The 15,386-nt window shown below is 61.1% G+C and carries 14 protein-coding genes; 3 read left to right on the forward strand and 11 right to left on the reverse strand.

Features of this window, described 5'->3' with window-relative positions:
• Both AC1DNW_RS24705 and AC1DNW_RS24710 read left to right on the forward strand, forming a co-directional pair.
• Window positions 1–753: DUF4082 domain-containing protein (locus AC1DNW_RS24705; protein ID WP_477854628.1), on the forward strand; the 753-nt coding region annotated here is incomplete at its 5' end.
• Window positions 754–842: 89 nt separating this feature from the next.
• Window positions 843–2,027, forward strand: a complete 1,185-nt coding sequence (locus tag AC1DNW_RS24710; protein ID WP_477854629.1) for a GTP-binding protein — start codon at window positions 843–845, stop codon at window positions 2,025–2,027.
• Between the two features lie 65 nt (window positions 2,028–2,092).
• Here the strand turns inward: AC1DNW_RS24710 and AC1DNW_RS24715 are convergent, their stop codons facing one another.
• The 5 genes from AC1DNW_RS24715 to AC1DNW_RS24735 all read right to left on the reverse strand — a co-directional run bounded on the left by AC1DNW_RS24715 (window position 2,093) and on the right by AC1DNW_RS24735 (window position 6,985).
• Window positions 2,093–3,274 carry a M20 aminoacylase family protein gene (locus AC1DNW_RS24715; protein WP_477854630.1) on the reverse strand — a complete coding sequence of 394 codons (1,182 nt, stop codon included), beginning with the start codon at window positions 3,272–3,274 and terminating at the stop codon, window positions 2,093–2,095.
• 87 nt (window positions 3,275–3,361) lie between these two features.
• On the reverse strand, window positions 3,362–4,141 hold the full coding sequence (locus tag AC1DNW_RS24720) for an amino acid ABC transporter ATP-binding protein (protein WP_477854631.1): 780 nt from the start codon (window positions 4,139–4,141) through the stop codon (window positions 3,362–3,364).
• The gene (locus AC1DNW_RS24725; RefSeq protein ID WP_477854632.1) at window positions 4,138–5,079 is read right to left on the reverse strand and encodes an amino acid ABC transporter permease; all 942 of its coding nucleotides are present in this window, start codon (window positions 5,077–5,079) and stop codon (window positions 4,138–4,140) included. Before AC1DNW_RS24725 ends, AC1DNW_RS24720 begins: the two co-directional genes overlap by 4 nt.
• Window positions 5,076–5,966 (reverse strand): ABC transporter substrate-binding protein, encoded by an 891-nt coding sequence (locus tag AC1DNW_RS24730; protein ID WP_113307988.1) that lies wholly within the window; start codon window positions 5,964–5,966, stop codon window positions 5,076–5,078. Before AC1DNW_RS24730 ends, AC1DNW_RS24725 begins: the two co-directional genes overlap by 4 nt.
• Before the next feature lie 47 nt (window positions 5,967–6,013).
• Window positions 6,014–6,985, reverse strand: coding sequence for a substrate-binding domain-containing protein (locus tag AC1DNW_RS24735; protein WP_477854633.1), 972 nt, complete (start codon window positions 6,983–6,985; stop codon window positions 6,014–6,016).
• A 100-nt stretch (window positions 6,986–7,085) separates the two neighbouring features.
• Between AC1DNW_RS24735 and AC1DNW_RS24740 the strand changes: the two genes are divergently transcribed.
• Window positions 7,086–8,414, forward strand: coding sequence for an aminotransferase class I/II-fold pyridoxal phosphate-dependent enzyme (locus AC1DNW_RS24740; protein ID WP_477854634.1), 1,329 nt, complete (start codon window positions 7,086–7,088; stop codon window positions 8,412–8,414).
• An 18-nt stretch (window positions 8,415–8,432) separates the two neighbouring features.
• Here the strand turns inward: AC1DNW_RS24740 and AC1DNW_RS24745 are convergent, their stop codons facing one another.
• The 6 genes from AC1DNW_RS24745 to AC1DNW_RS24770 all read right to left on the reverse strand — a co-directional run bounded on the left by AC1DNW_RS24745 (window position 8,433) and on the right by AC1DNW_RS24770 (window position 15,356).
• Window positions 8,433–10,118 carry a GMC oxidoreductase gene (locus AC1DNW_RS24745; RefSeq protein WP_477854635.1) on the reverse strand — a complete coding sequence of 562 codons (1,686 nt, stop codon included), beginning with the start codon at window positions 10,116–10,118 and terminating at the stop codon, window positions 8,433–8,435.
• Window positions 10,119–10,191: 73 nt separating this feature from the next.
• A complete protein-coding gene (locus tag AC1DNW_RS24750) occupies window positions 10,192–11,271 on the reverse strand; it encodes an ABC transporter ATP-binding protein (RefSeq protein WP_477854636.1) in 1,080 nt (359 codons plus the stop codon).
• 6 nt (window positions 11,272–11,277) lie between these two features.
• Window positions 11,278–12,156: a carbohydrate ABC transporter permease gene (locus AC1DNW_RS24755; protein WP_477854637.1), complete on the reverse strand. Its 879-nt coding sequence runs from the start codon at window positions 12,154–12,156 to the stop codon at window positions 11,278–11,280.
• Complete coding sequence (locus AC1DNW_RS24760; RefSeq protein WP_113308007.1) at window positions 12,153–13,043, reverse strand: carbohydrate ABC transporter permease; 891 nt, start codon at window positions 13,041–13,043, stop codon at window positions 12,153–12,155. The genes AC1DNW_RS24755 and AC1DNW_RS24760 overlap by 4 nt, the downstream gene beginning before the upstream one ends.
• Before the next feature lie 74 nt (window positions 13,044–13,117).
• Entirely contained in the window at window positions 13,118–14,347 is a 1,230-nt protein-coding gene (locus AC1DNW_RS24765; protein WP_477854638.1) for an ABC transporter substrate-binding protein, read from the reverse strand.
• A 55-nt stretch (window positions 14,348–14,402) separates the two neighbouring features.
• Window positions 14,403–15,356 (reverse strand): sugar phosphate isomerase/epimerase family protein, encoded by a 954-nt coding sequence (locus AC1DNW_RS24770; RefSeq protein WP_477854639.1) that lies wholly within the window; start codon window positions 15,354–15,356, stop codon window positions 14,403–14,405.
• Between the last annotated feature and the right edge of the window lie 30 nt (window positions 15,357–15,386).

Below are 15,386 nucleotides of genomic sequence, written 5' to 3' on the forward strand. Positions count from 1 at the left end.
GGCTCGGCCTTCTCCTTCGTGCTGCCGACAACCACCTTCACCGATGTCGACGGCGGCGAGACGCTGACCTATTCGGCAACGGCTGCCGACGGCACGGCGCTGCCCGCCTGGCTGGCCTTCAACGCCACAACGCGGACCTTCTCCGGCACACCGGCAGCAGCCGGCACCTACGGCGTCAGGGTGACGGCGACCGACCTCGGCGGCCTCTCAGCCAACGAGACCTTCAATATTGCTGCCACAGTGGCGCCTGTGACCTACAGCCTGTTTAACGCCTCCAGCACACCGGCCCAGACCAACCTCAACGACGGTCAGCAGCTCGAAGTCGGCGTCAAGTTCCAGTCGAACGTTGCCGGTGACATTACCGCCATCAAGTTCTATCGCAGCGCCAACGACAACGGCCAGAATGTCGTCGACCTGTGGACCTCCACGGGCACCAAGCTTGCCACCGCCACCTTCACCACCACCACGGCAAGCGGCTGGCAGACGGTAAACTTCGCAACGCCCGTCACCATCACAGCCAACACTACCTATGTTGCCTCCTACCACACGACCGGCGCCTACGTGGCGACGGATGGCTTCTTCACGAACGGTGTCAGCAATGGTCCGCTGTCGGCGCTGTCGAGTGCCGCCGCCGGTGGCAACGGCCTCTATGCCTATGGCGGATCCGCCACCACGGGTCTCTTCCCGACCAACACCTACGATTCAGCGAATTACTATGCCGACGTGGTCTTCCGGCCGCAGCTCGCCGCATGAAGCATCGGACGGATCACGGGCGGGTTTCGAATGAGGCTGAGATGAAGCAAATGCTGGCCGCGGCGGAAGACCACATTCCAAGGAGGCCAATGATCAAGATCGAACGGCTGCCGGTGACAGTGCTCGCCGGCTTTCTGGGCGCCGGCAAGACGACGCTTCTCAGCCACGTCCTGAACAATCGTGAGGGCTTGCGGGTCGCCGTCATCGTCAACGATATGAGCGAAGTGAATATTGACGCCAGTCTCATTCGAGATGGCGGCTGCAATCTGTCGCACACGACGGAGACATTGATCGAGCTCAGCAATGGCTGCATTTGCTGCACCCTGCGCAACGACCTGCTGACGGAGGTCCGGCGATTGGCCGCGKAGGGACGATACGATTATCTGCTGATAGAAGGGACGGGCATTGCCGAGCCACGCCCCATCGCGGCAACATTTTCTTTCTGCGACGAGAACGGTGTCTCTCTTTCCGATTTTGCGAAGCTCGACACGATGGTGACCGTCGTCGATGCGGCAAGTCTCCTGGCCGATTATAGTAGCGCTGATCTGCTGCGTGACCGTGGCCTGCAGCGGGACGGTGACGATCGGCGGACACTCATTGACCTCTTGGTCGATCAGATCGAGTTTGCCGACGTCGTCGTGATCAACAAGATCTCGGACGCGAGCGAAGAGATCCTCAGAGACGTCCGCGAGACGGTTGCGGCCCTCAACCCGGATGCGCGCGTTGTGGAGACGGATTTCGGCAAGGTTTCTCTGGCAACCGTCCTCAATACCGGCCTCTTCGACGAAGCAAAAGCCGCCGCACACCCATTATGGTACAAGGAACTCTACAGCCCCCGGGAGCACGTCCCGGAGACGGAGGAATATGGGGTTTCGAGCTTTGTCTATCGCGCGCGGCGTCCCTTCGACCCGATGCGGTTTCGAGCATTTCTGGACGAACCCTGGCCAGGTGTCATTCGGGCCAAAGGTCATTTCTGGCTTGCCACGCGTCCGCGGCACGTAGGCTCAATGTCGGCTGCCGGGGTGCAACGGCGCTGCGAACCGATGGGGCTCTGGTGGGCGGCCGTTCCTCGACAGGACTGGCCGATCCATCAGCAGTTTCATCAGCATCTTGAGAGCCGGTGGGACAGCGCCTGGGGTGACCGTCGCCAGGAGCTCGTCTTCATCGGCGTGGGCATGGACGAGACAGGTATGCGGACCGCGTTGGACGATTGCCTGGCCAGCGCAGATCCGCGTGATTGGTCCGCTCTCGAAGATCCGTTTCCGGCCTGGTAGCAGGGGCGTGAGATCGTTCTGCCATGAACGCGCTGCGGCGATACTCTATCTGCCGTCGGATTGGCTCAATCGTCGAGATAGCGTTCGGTCAGGCGTGCCCACATCGCGGCCCCCACCGTCAGGGATTTGTCGGCAAAATCGTATTTCGCGCTGTGCAGGATTGCGGAATCCATACCATTGCCGAGCCGCAGGAAGCTGCCAGGCCTGTGCTCGAGGAAATGTGAGAAGTCCTCGCTGCCGGGGATGAGGTTGCAGAGGCCCACCTTTTCCGCACCGACGAGTTCTTCTGCAACCATGCGGGCGAATTCGGTTTCCACTTCCGAATTGACGACCACGGGGTGTCCGCGAGTGTAGTCGATTTCCGCAGTTGCCCCGTAACCGTCGGCAATCGTTTCAGTGAGCCTGCGGATCCTGGCCTCCAGCGTCTCGCGCACCTTCGGGTCGAAGGAACGGATGCTGAGCAGCAGTTTTGCACTTTCGGGGATGACGTTTGCGGCCTCGCCGGCATGGATCGCCCCGACCGTGACGACGGCGGTCTGTGTCGGATCGATGCTGCGCGAAACGACCGATTGCAGGCTGACGACGAGGTTGCAGGCAACGACCACCGGATCGACGGTCAGATGCGGACGCGAGGCGTGGCCGCCCTTGCCTTTGATGATGATCTCGGCGCTGTCGGCAGCCGCCATCAGTGGGCCCGACCGCATCAGCCAGGTGCCTTCGGGTGCGCCGGGATGATTGTGCAGGCCGAAGATAACGTCGAAGGGAAAGCGTTCGAACAGGCCGTCGGCGATCATGGCGGGCGCGCCACTCAGCGCACCTGCCTCTTCGGCCGGCTGGAAAATGAGGTTGACCGTACCGTTGAAGCGGCGCGTGCGCGCCAGATATTCGGCCGCGCCGAGAAGGATCGTCGTGTGGCCGTCATGTCCGCAGGCATGCATCTTGCCGGCAACCATGCTGGCATAGGGCCGACCTGTCTCCTCGGTGATCGGCAGGGCGTCCATGTCCGCGCGGATGGCGATGCTCTTCTTTCCGGCGCCGACCGTCATGCGCGCAACCACGCCATGGCCGCCGACGTTGCGGGTCACGTCATAACCCCAGGATTCCAGCTTTTCGGCAACAAAACGCGCGGTCTCGGCCTCCTCGAAGGAGAGCTCGGGATGCGCGTGGAGATGCCGGCGGACAGCCGTCAGCTCTGCTTCCATCGGTTCGAAATCGGAGAGGCGGGCAAAATCATTGTCGAGGGACATGGCAATTCCAGTTTCATGGGCGCGGTATCGCCGGCCGGCTCACAGTAAAGCCAGCCCGCAGGGCAAGAGCATGGAGGAGCCGCCGCGCTAGATAAAGCGCGACAGGAAACTTCTGGTGCGGGGGTGTTGCGGGTTGCCGATCACGTCTTCCGGCTTGCCCTGTTCCACGACCTTGCCGTCATCCATGAAGACGACGCGGTCGGCCGCTTCCCGCGCGAAACCGATCTCGTGGGTGACGACGATCATCGTCAGACCCTGGTTTGCAAGATCCCGCATGGTGGCGAGAACCTCGCCGACCAGCTCGGGGTCGAGTGCCGAAGTCGGTTCGTCGAAGAGCATCAGCTTCGGCTTGATGGCGAGAGCGCGGGCAATCGCCACGCGCTGCTGCTGACCGCCGGAAAGCTGGCGCGGATAGCTGTCGGCCTTGGCCGAAAGCCCGACCCGTTCCAGCAGCCTCAGCGCGTTTTCGGTCGCAACCTTCCGGCTTTCACCGTGGATGCCGACCGGCGCTTCGATGATATTCTGCAGCGCTGTCATATGCGGGTAGAGATTGAACTGCTGGAACACCATGCCAATCTTGCGGCGCTGCTGGGCGATCTCGTGGTTCGACAGCTGCAGCAGCCGGTCCTTGTGCAGGCGGTAGCCGATCTGTTCGCCGTCCACCTCGATCGAACCCTGGTTGATGGATTCGAGATGGTTGATGCAGCGCAGGAACGTTGACTTGCCGGAGCCGGAGGGGCCAAGGACGACGACGACCTCACCGGGCGCGACGTCGAGATCGATACCCTTCAGCACTTCCAGATCTGCGAAGGACTTGTGGACATTGCGTGCCTTGACGAGAGGCTCGATAGTGGCGATCTCGTTCATGCGCCTGCCTCCGTTGCCTGTGCCATGACGGCCGTCTCCTTTGCAGGTTTGGCGGCGCCCGTGCGGCGATCGCCGCGGCTGTAATAGCGCTCGATATAGGCCTGGCCGATATTCAGGACCGACGTGATGAGCAGGTACCAGAGGACGGCGACGAGCAACATCGGCACGATCTCGAAGGTGCGGTTGTAGATCGATTGCACCGAATAGAGCAGGTCGGCCATGGCGATGACGCTGACAAGCGAGGTGGCCTTGATCATGCTGATCAGCTGGTTGCCGGTCGGCGGAACGATCGAGCGCATGGCTTGTGGGATGATGATGCGGCGAAGCGCGCGAATGCGCGTCATGCCGAAGGCTTCCGCCGTCTCGTACTGGCCCTTGTCCACCGAAAGCAACCCGCCGCGGATGATTTCTGCCATATAGGCAGCCTCATTGAGCGCGAGACCGGCAATTGCAGCCGTCATCGGGCTGATCACCGAATTCGTATCCCAGCTCATGAAGGTCGGGCCGAAGGGAATGCCGATCGACAATGTCGGAAAGAGTGTCGAAAGATTGTACCAGAAGATCAGCTGCACCAGGAGCGGCGTTCCGCGGAAGAACCAGATGAACAGCGAGGCGAGCGAGCTCGCCAGCCGGTCGCTGGACATTCTCGCGACGGCCAGCACGAGGCCGAGCGCGATGCCGATGATCATCGCGACAACCGTCAGGCCAAGCGAGACGTAAAGGCCGCTGATGACGGTCGGGTCGAGGAAATATTGAGCGACGACCGGCCAGCCGAAATTCTCGTTCTGCGCGACCGACCAGGCCCAGTAGGCGGCGATCGCAAACGTGATGCCCCAGGCCGCGACGCGGCCCTTGGGGAAGGGCTTGTGGGCATGGGCCACATCCCGGCTTCTCGCATCGCCGGAGGGCGATGCGAGTGTTTGCGTTTGTGTGCTCATTTCGGAAGTGTCCCACCGAGGTTGATGCCGGGCTCCTTGATCATGTTGTTCTCAAGGCCCCACTTCTTCATGATCGCGGCATAGGTGCCATTGTCCATCAGCACCTTGACTGCGTCGCGCAGGACTGGGCCGAGCGGCGAGCCCTTTGCGACAACCGCGCCCTGATAGAGGTTCTCGAAGCCGTTCTTCTGTCCGACACCGGTCAGTTCCAGCTGGCCGTTGGCCTGCGACACGAAATAGGTAAGCGGCGCCTGGGAGGAGAAGAAGGCATCCGAACGCTTGGAGCGAACGGCAAGGATCGAGCTCGGCTGGTCGGTGAAGGACTGCACCTCGATCGCGCCCTTACCATCAGTCTTGCATTTTTCGGCCTGCACCTGGATGACCTTTTCGGCCGAACCGCCGGCCATGACTGCGATGCGGTTACCGCAGGCGGTATCGAGCGAGGTGATGCCCTTCGGATTGCCCTTCTGCACGGAGAAGACCACGAATTCCTGAACCCAGTCGACGAAATCGTTGGATTCTTCACGGCTCTTGAAATCGCCGACCGGACCGAAGGCAAACTGGTAGCGGCCGGAGTTGACGCCGGCCAGCAGTGCCGGCAGACCGCCGACGGTCTCATGCTCGATCTCGACGCCGAGAACCTGGCCGAGCGCGCCGGTCAGATCGGCGCTGGCGCCGCTCATCTCGGTGCCTGTTACGATTTCATAGGGAGGAAACGAGCCATTGTTGACGGAGATCATCTTGCCGGACGTKCGGATCGCTTCGGGCAACTGCGCATGAAGCGCGTCGTTGACGGAAAGCTTGGGCAGGGCCGCATCTTCAGCGAAGGCTGTCCCCGAGATCACTACGCTCGTCAGAGCAAGGCATGCAATTTTCCTGATCGACATTGTTTATTTCCCCTGTTTGGTTCGAATTTATGCGTTTTGTATTGCGCTCACCCGATGCGGCTACCGTCCACATCGAAGGAGAAGAGGTGTTCCGGCGTCATCAGCTGCGGCAGGATGCCCTGGACGTGAAGCTCGCTGGCGAAGTCGGCGATCATCTTGCGGTTGACCGCAAAGCCGCTGGACTCCCAGCCGACTGGAAGCTCGGTCGCCGACTTCAACAGCTCGTCCATCATGAAGGGCGTGGTGTCGGCGTATTTGCGGCGTTTGCTCAGCCACATCCGCTGCGATTCATCGATCAGCTTGCTGAGCTCTTCGATCACCCACGGGTTCTGCGCGACGATGCCCGCTTTGATGCCGATCAGATGCATGCCGGGAACATAGCCCACATCATCGAAATATTGACGTTCGGCACCTCTGAAATCGGAGAGGACCTGCCGGAACGGCGATCCTCCGCCGAAATAGCCGTCAGGCATGAAAGGCGTGAAGATCGCGTCGAGGAAGCCTTCCTTGAGAAGATCAACCATGGGGCGCTCGCCGGGAGCCGCTTCGATGCGGCCGGCCCGACCGAACCCGTCGAGGCGATCGACAATCGGATGCGCTTCGGTCAGGCGACCTGCATACCACATGGCGTCCTCGACGCCGACGCCCTCGCGGCGTAGCGCCGCTCTGGTCCAGGTATTTCCGGAGTCTCGCCATCCAGTGACGCCGATACGTTTTCCGGCCAGCTGGCGGAGTTCGGTAATGGGGCCGTCCTTGCGGGTAATGATGCAGCGGTGACGGAAGCCGCGCATGATGAAGTTCGGAATGCCAACGACGCTCTCGTCGCCATCGATGCGCAGCTGCGCATAGCGGCTGAAGGACATTTCCGCGACATCGTAGTGGTCGCTCTTGCCGAGATGCGAGAGCAAGGTGCCGACCCGGTCGACCTTGATGTCGAGCTTGTGCGAGGAGACATCGCCAAGAACCAGGGGCGTGATGTAGTCCCAGTCACGGAGGGCAAGTCGGAGGTTAAGGGGCATCGGCATTCACTCGCAAAGACCTTGTTTTCGGAATAATTAAATGTTCAAACTTATCCGATCAAATGTTATTACGTTATTGAACATTAAAAGTGGCGATTAAATGAGCGATATTGTCGATGCGGCATGGTTTGCCCAAAAATTGACCGATCGGACAATTCGAGGAATTGCGATTGAAACCAGTGCCTTGATCCGAGCTGGGGCACTTCCCGTCGGGACGAAGCTGCCGCCAATCCGCCATCTCGCCTTTGCGCTCGGGATCAGTCCGGCGACGATCTCCGAGGCCTGGAGCGAGCTGAGGCGCCAGAAAATCATTACCGGCAGGGGACGGAACGGCACCTGGGTGAGCGGCGATCGTTTCGTGGCGAAACCCGAACGGCTCGGCAGTTCCGGCCGTTATGGAGCCGACGTCCTCGATCTGACATCGGCCGTACCGGATATCAGGCTTTTGCCAAAGCTTACCGAAGCCATGGCCTACGGAGCGTCGGCGGAAAATCTCAACAGCTACGAGCGAAGCCGCATTCTTCCGGAACTCGAAGAGGCTGTCCGAAAGACCTGGCCCTATGAACCGGAGGCTTTTCTGGCGACGAACGGGGGCTATAACGCGGTCTACACGCTCATCCAGGCGCTCGTCATGCCCGGTGCGTCCGTTGCAATCGAAGATCCGACCGCGATGCGGCTTCTTGATATTCTGGAGGACCGCGGCGTGCAGATCCTTCCGGTCCAGTGCGATCGGGAGGGGCCGCTGCCTTCGTCTCTCGAAGCCGCAATGAAGCTGCGGCCCATCGCCTTCATTTTCCAGCCGCGGCTTCACTCGGTAACCGGCCAGCACGTCAGCAGCGAGCGGTTACAACACCTTGGAGACATCCTCGACGGTACGGACACCTTGATCGTCGAGGATGACGGCATTGCCGACATTTCCATGGCCCCGCGTCATTCGCTCGGCGATCGGTTTGCCGACCGGACAATTCACATTCTCTCCTATTCAAAGACGCATGGTCCGGATCYGAGGCTTGCCGTGCTGTCAAGTTCGCGTGCGATCGTCGAACAGATCCAGTCCTACCGCAGCTTCAGCGCCGGCTGGACAAGCCGCATCCTTCAGGCGGCCACAGCATGGCTTCTGCGGGATCCCGTGACGCAAACCTCGCTGCAACGCTCTCGTGATATCTATTTCCAGCGTYGGGCCGATCTGGTCGATGCTCTGAGGGAACGTGGGATCGAAGTGCAACATGGCAGCGGCCTGTGTGCCTGGGTGCCGGTCGCATCCGAACCTTTCGCGATGGTCACGCTTGCGGCGCGAGGCATTGCGGTTCATCCCGGTGCCAAATTCTCCATTCTTGCAAGCGCACATCTTCGCGTGGCGACGGCCATATTGTCGGATCGGGTAAATGACGTKGCCGACTCGATCGCGCTGGCTGCCAGCCCGGCCTAGTCTTTGGTGTTGCTCCAGTTACCCCAACACTTCACCGCGTTTGGAGACGCCGGCAGACCCGCGGTATTGCGCCGCGAGCTTCCGGCAGGCGCGCAGGGTCAGGGCCATGACGGTCAAGGTCGTACCCGCCGTTCCGCCACCGGCAAAGGCGCTGGCGTCGGTCACAAGAAGATTGGGCACGTCCCAGCTCTGATTCCATCCATTGAGGACGGAGTTTTCCGGCGAGGTACCCATGCGCGCGCCGCCGCTTTCATGGATTGCGGCACCCATGCACATGGTCTTTCGGAACCACTTGCGGAACAGGAAACGGCTTAAAGGGTCGGCATCCGGGAAAGCGCCGCGGCCCATTTCTGTCAGGCCAAGCGGTGATCCGATGAAATCGAGCTCGCCGCCGGCACTCTTCACCATGTCGATCAGGGTCATTTCCTGCTTGCGGATCAATTCCTGCTCGGGCTCATGCATGACGCAGCGGATGCGCGGCACCGGAATGCCCCAGGCATCCTTGCGGCTGGCATCGAGAGTGATGCGATTGTCGGCGTGCGGCAGCATCAGGCCGAAGCCGAAGAAGGCAAGGCTTGACGGCTCGTTATCGCCGACCGGCGCGCGGCCGACGCTGCCCTGATAGGCGAAGTCGCCGCGCGGCGCCTTTCCTTCCACATTGTCGAAGCGCGGGACGAAGATTCCGCCCGACGGATTGTAGAACGGGTCCTGCGGCGCCGAATCGTCATGCGACCAGCCGCGGGCAGGCGGAAAGGTTCCAAAGGCCAGGCAAGGCAGCTGGTCCATGAAGTAGCGGCCGAGCGTGCCGGAACTATTGCCAAGCCCGTTCGGGTGCTTTGCCGATGCCGAATTCAAGAGCAGGCGAACGCTTTCGATCGGCGAGGCGCAGAGGACGACGTTTTCGGCATTGACCGCATKGACGCTGCCGKAATTGCGATCAGCATATTCTGCGCCCGTCGCCCGGCCCGTCTTCGCATCTGTGGTAATGCGACGCACGATCGCATCGTGGCGGATCGTCAGCTTGCCGCTGGCGAGCGCCTCGCGCAGTGGGCGCGGCACGCGCTCGGCGTCCGGTGCGATATAACGCCAGGATACGACATGCCGTTCTGGCGCCTGGCTTTCGATGGTCTTCTTGAAGAGCTCTTCGGCCGGCGTAAGGTTGGCGGGGCGGGAATAGACGCCGTCCGGTAAGGTCGAGACATGATCCTGATTGCCGTAGAGGCCAAGATGGCTTTCGGCTTCGGCATAGAAGGGGGAGAGTTCGTCATAGGAGACGGGCCAGTCGACGCCGCGGCCGTTGCGGCTCTCAATCTTGAAATCGTCATCGCTCCAGCGCAGCAGCACGCGCCCGAAACTGTGCAGGCGCCCACCTGACTGCCGGCCGCGGATCCACAGGAAAGGTTCGCCGCGCGGCGTAGTATAGGGGTTCTTCCGGTCATTGACGAAGAAGTGGCTGAAGCGCTCGGTGAAGAAGGCGGCGCGCGCCTGCACCGGTTGGCCCCTAATGGTTGCCCGTGCCCGTTCCCAGATATTGATGGCACTTGCCGGCGGTTTCTTGCGCGTGGGATCGAAGTCTTTCCTGCTGATCTCAGGGCCGGCTTCGAGAACCAGGACGGATAGACCATTGGCCGTCAATTCCATGGCGGCAAAGGAGCCGGCGGCGCCGGAGCCGATCACCAGCGCATCATACACTTTCTCAGACATGTCGTTCAAAACCTGACTTCATCAATGGAATGGGACCGGCAGCGCGATCTCTCTGCTGCCGGCAGAGGACGGCTCAGAGGCGGTCGCCGTCCCCTGCAAAAAGTGATGCCTTGGAGAGATCGAGACCGATGCCGATGACATCGCCCGGCTGGAGCGCGAGATCACCCATGACCCGCAGCGACAGGGTCGTGTCTTTCCAGGTGAGCCAGACAACCGTATCGGAGCCCATCGGCTCCAAGACAGAGACGGTTGCCCTCAGTGCGACTGTTCCTCCATCCTGCCGGATACTCAGATGTTCCGGACGCACGCCAAGAGTTACCGGGCCGGCCGGCGGCCTTGCTGCAAAAGCGTAACCGGACATGTCGAGGGTGAGATCGCCCGCCTTGAATAGGACCTTGTCGCCGTCCGGTTCGATGCTGCCTTGAATGAAATTCATCGAGGGAGCGCCGATGAAGCTGGCGACGAAGAGATTGGCAGGCCGGTGGTAGATCTCCGCCGGTGTGCCCAGTTGCTGGATTACGCCATCGCGCATGATGGCAATGCGGTCGGCAAGTGTGAGCGCCTCCACCTGATCGTGGGTGACGTAGATCATCGTGTTGCCGAGCTGCTGGTGCAGCTTCTTGATCTCGACGCGCAACTCATTGCGCAGCTTGGCATCGAGGTTCGACAGCGGCTCGTCGAACAGGAAGACGTCAACTTCGCGCACCAGCGCGCGGCCGATCGCGACACGCTGGCGCTGGCCGCCGGAAAGCTCGGCCGGGCGGCGGTCGAGCAGCTTTTCAAGGTGCAGAAGCGATGCGGCTCGCTCGACCCGGCTGTCGATCTCCGGCTTCGGCAGGCCCGCGACCCTGAGGCCGAAGGAGAGGTTCTTGCGTACCGACATGCGGGGATAGAGCGCATAGGACTGAAACACCATGCCGATGCCACGATCCTTCGGTTCTTCCCAGGTAACGTTTTCCCCTGAGATCCAGATTTCCCCGTCGGTGATGTCTGCAAGGCCGGCGATCGCGTTCAGCAAGGYCGACTTGCCGCAGCCGGACGGGCCGAGCAGGACGAGGAATTCCTTCGGTGCGATATCGAGCGACATCTGCTCAATCACCGTATGGTCGCCGTAGCTAATCTTCAGGTCCTTGATGGAAACAGCAGAGTGCATTCAGCCTTACCCCTTGACGGCGCCGGCCGCGATCCCGCGGACGAACCAGCGTCCGGACAGGAAATAGATGGCGAGCGGAATGATGGCGGTGAGGATGGTGGCCGCCATGTTGACGTTGTAGTTGCGCTCGCCCATCGTCGTGTTGACGATGTTGTTGAGCTGTACGGTCATCGGCAGATTGTCGCGTCCGGCAAAGACGACGCCGAGCAGGAAGTCGTTCCAGATGCCCGTGAACTGGAACATCGAGGCGACGACGATCATCGGAAGCGCCATCGGCAGCATGATCTCGATGAAAATCCGCCAGAAGYCGGCGCCATCGACGCGCGCTGCCTTGAAGAGCTCTTCCGGAATGGTGACGAAGTAGTTGCGGAAGAGCAGCGTCACCAGCGGCAGACCGAACAGCACATGTACGAGAATGATGCCGCCGAGGCTGTTGTAGAGGCCCATGACCGCCATGGCGCGCACCAGCGGATAGAGAAAGATCTGGTAGGGCACCAGCGCCCCGGCCATTAACAGGCCGAACATCAGTCGTCCTGCCTTCGGCCGCCAGAAGGAGAGTGCATAACCGTTAATCGCGCCGATCAGGACAGAAATGACAACGGCCGGCACGGTGATCTTCACCGAATTCAGGAAGCCCATGCGTACTCCGGTGCATTCGCTCCCGGCACAAGCACCGGCCCAGGCCGTCTTCCAAGCGGTAAAATCCAGGCGCAGCGGCAGGGCGAAAATCTGCCCCAGGCGGATCTCGTCCATGGTCTTCAGCGATGTGACGATCATCACGTAAAGCGGCACGGCGAAGAACAGCGCGGCGGAGATGAGGAAGGCATAAAGGCCGATGCGCGCCACGGTAATCTGCGTCGGCCTGGGGCCGTGGGGATGGATCATAGCGTACCTGCCTGGCGCCGGGCGCGGATATATTGGGCATAGCGGAAGGGTGCGACGATGATCAGCACGGTCAGAAGCAGGACGGTCGCGGCTGCAGTCGCAAGGCCGAGATTCTGACGCTGGAACAGATTGTCCATAATGAATTTCGCCGGCACCTCGGTCGCCGATCCCGGTCCGCCATTGGTGAGCGCCACAACGATATCGTAGGTTTTGATCACGCCCATAGAGAGCAGCGTGCCGGCGGCGGCAAAGGCCGGCGTCAGTTGCGGCAGGATGATCGAAACATAGATGCGCCAGACAGGAATGCCGTCGATGCGGGCAGCGCGCCACTGCTCACCGTCGATGCCGCGCATGCCGGCCAGCACAAGGATCATGACGAGGCCTGCGCCCTGCCAGAGGGCCGCGATCACCACCGCGTAGATCGCAAGATCCCGGTTGATGATCCAGTCGAAGGTGAAACTCTGCCAGCCAAGCGCACGCACGCTTGCCTGAACGCCGAGCGTCGGGTTCATCATCCATTGCCAGATCAGGCCGGTGACGACGAAGGACATGGCATAGGGATAGAGGAAGATCGTCCGGAAAGCGCTTTCGAAGCGCACCTTGCGATCGAGGGCGGCAGCAAGGAGGAAGCCGACAAACAGGCAGCCGAAGACGTAGAGCACGCCGAAGATGACCAGGTTCTGGAAGGAGACCAGCCATTTGGCGGTCTGAAACAGCTTGGAATATTGCTCGAACCCGACGAAGTTCCACGATGGGAACAGCCGCGAATTGGTGAAGGACAGGGTCACCGACCAGACCATGGTGCCGAGGTAGACGACGACCACCGCAGCCCAGGTCGGGATGAGAGCGATGAGCGCCGCCTTCGAGCGGTTATGCTTCCGTTTCATCAGAGCGTCTTTGCAAGGGGCTTCGAAAGTCGCCTGCACCGGTGGTGCGGTGCAGGCGACAGGCTTGTCCGATCTTACTCGAAGATCGCGGCGAACTGCGCAGCCGATGCATCGACATCAGCGGACGGATTGGTCCAGAATTCGCCGATGAAGTCGGTCAGAGCGCCCACCTGCTCCGGCGTCGTGGTGATGGCGTGTTCGGGAACGATCTTGCCCTCGGCCATGAAGGCCATGCCCTTCTGGGTGCAGGCGTCGAACTTGGACTTGTCGACATCGATGCGCGCCGGGATCGAGCCCTTGTTCAGCGAGAATTCAACCTGAACTGCGGGGTCCATGACGACCTCGGCCAGCAGCTTCTGCGCTGCGTCCTGGTTGGCGTCGTTCGTCTTCAGATAAGCGAAAGCGTCTGCGATATAAATGAGGCCAGGGGAGGCGGGAGAGATGGCGCAGCCGAAATCCTTGTCGGCGACTTTGCCGGCAGCCGTGAACTCGCCCTTAGCCCAATCACCCATGAACTGCACGCCGGCCTTGCCGGTGATGACCATGGCGGTGGCGTCGTTCCAGTTGCGGCCGGCAGAGCCTTCATCGACGTAAGCCCGCATTTTGCCGAAGATTTCGAGCGCCTTCTTGACACCGTCGGATGTCAGAGCGGCCTGATCCTTGTCGGCATAGATCTTCATGAAGCCGTCCATGCCCACCTGGGACAGGAGAACCATGTTGAAAACCTTTACCTCCTGCCAGCCCTGGCCGCCCCAGGCAATCGGCGTCAGGCCGGCTGCCTTCAGCTTGTCCATGTCGGCGAAGAAGGCATCCCAATCCTTTGGCTCTTCGCTGATGCCGGCCTTGTCGAAGGCTTCCTTGGAATAGAACATCCAGCTTTCGCCATGGATACCGGTCGGCGTCAGATAAACTTTGCCGTCATAGGTGATGTAATCATAGAGCGCCTTGGGAAGCGCATCCTTCCACTTGCCGGCAGCCGCCACTTCATCCATCGGGTTCATCAGGCCCTGCTCGATCAATTCGGCCGGGTCCTTGCCGACGACGACCTGCTTTGCGGTCGGCGGATCGCCGGCGACGAGGCGGTTCTGGAAGGCGGCATTGGCATTTTCGAAGCCGGCGATCGTGGAGCTCTCCCACACTCCGCCGCGCTTTTCGAATTCCTTCTTGATGGCGTCGACGGCGCGGCCCTCGCCACCTGATGTCCAGGAGGTAAAGACCTCGGCCTTCAGTTTGTCGTCCGCATTCACAAGGCCGGCAGCGCCAAGCAGCATGGTACCGGCGAGCAGGAGCGTCATTTTCTTCATTGTTCCACCTCTTGAATAGGCCCTCTTTGCGGGGCCGTTTGGTTGCAAGGTACGGTTAGCGATAGATCGGCAGCAGCGCCTGACGCACGAGGGTCAGGCCATTGGCAATGTCGCCAACGGGATCGGCAGCGGCATCGAGTTCGAGGATTGCCCAGCCATTGAACTGGCGGTCCCGCAAGAGGCGGATCCAGGCCGGCCAGTCGACGCGGCCAAGGCCGAAGCCGCAGAAGAAGGGTCGGTGGCGCTCATGGATGTCGGCGCCGATCGGCGTGTCTGCCGGCATCTTGCCGGTTGCATCCTTCCAGTGGGCGATGATCATGCGCTCGTGATGGCGATCGACGAGTTGGATCGGGTCGGAACCCTCGAGAATGATGTGCGCCGTGTCCGGGCACATATGCACGTAAGCCGGATCCGTCAGCAGCATCAGAAGATCGACGTCGCGGGCAGCGGCAAAGATCGAATGCGCTTCCGTGTGTAAGGCGAGCTTGACGCCCTTCTTGTAAAGGATGGCACCTAGCCGGTTCAGGAAATCGGCGATGACCTTGGCCTGGTCGAAATCGCGAAAATGCACGGGCTCTTCGCCCGGTGTCTGGCGCATCGGCGCACCGATGACCATGATATCGCCGCCAGACGCCTTGATGAAATCGGCATATTGTTCGGCCTTGGCGATGATGGCCGCCTGTGCGGGAGCCTCGGTGAAATCGCCGGAAGCCTCCAGTTCCGCGAAGAAGCCGGAGGCCAGTTGAAGTCCGCGAGCGGATAGCTCGGCGCCGAAGGCCTCCACAGACCCATAGGTCTTGATCGCGTCCTGCCAGTTGAAGGGAGAGAAGGTGAGTTCGACGCCGGTCACGCCCGAGGCTTGCACACTGTCGAGGATCTTGTCCCAGAACTGCCGCGGCTGAGCCTTCGCATGTTCGACGATTGCGTCGTAGCTGTCGACGCCCCAGAAGCCCGGATGAAAGAAGGTAACCAGGTCCACACCAAAACGCAGATTATCACTCGCGGCCATTACTGTCCCTCCAATCAGGCATAGGTTATC

The sequence above is a fragment of the Rhizobium sp. 05L429 genome (assembly GCF_056397645.1).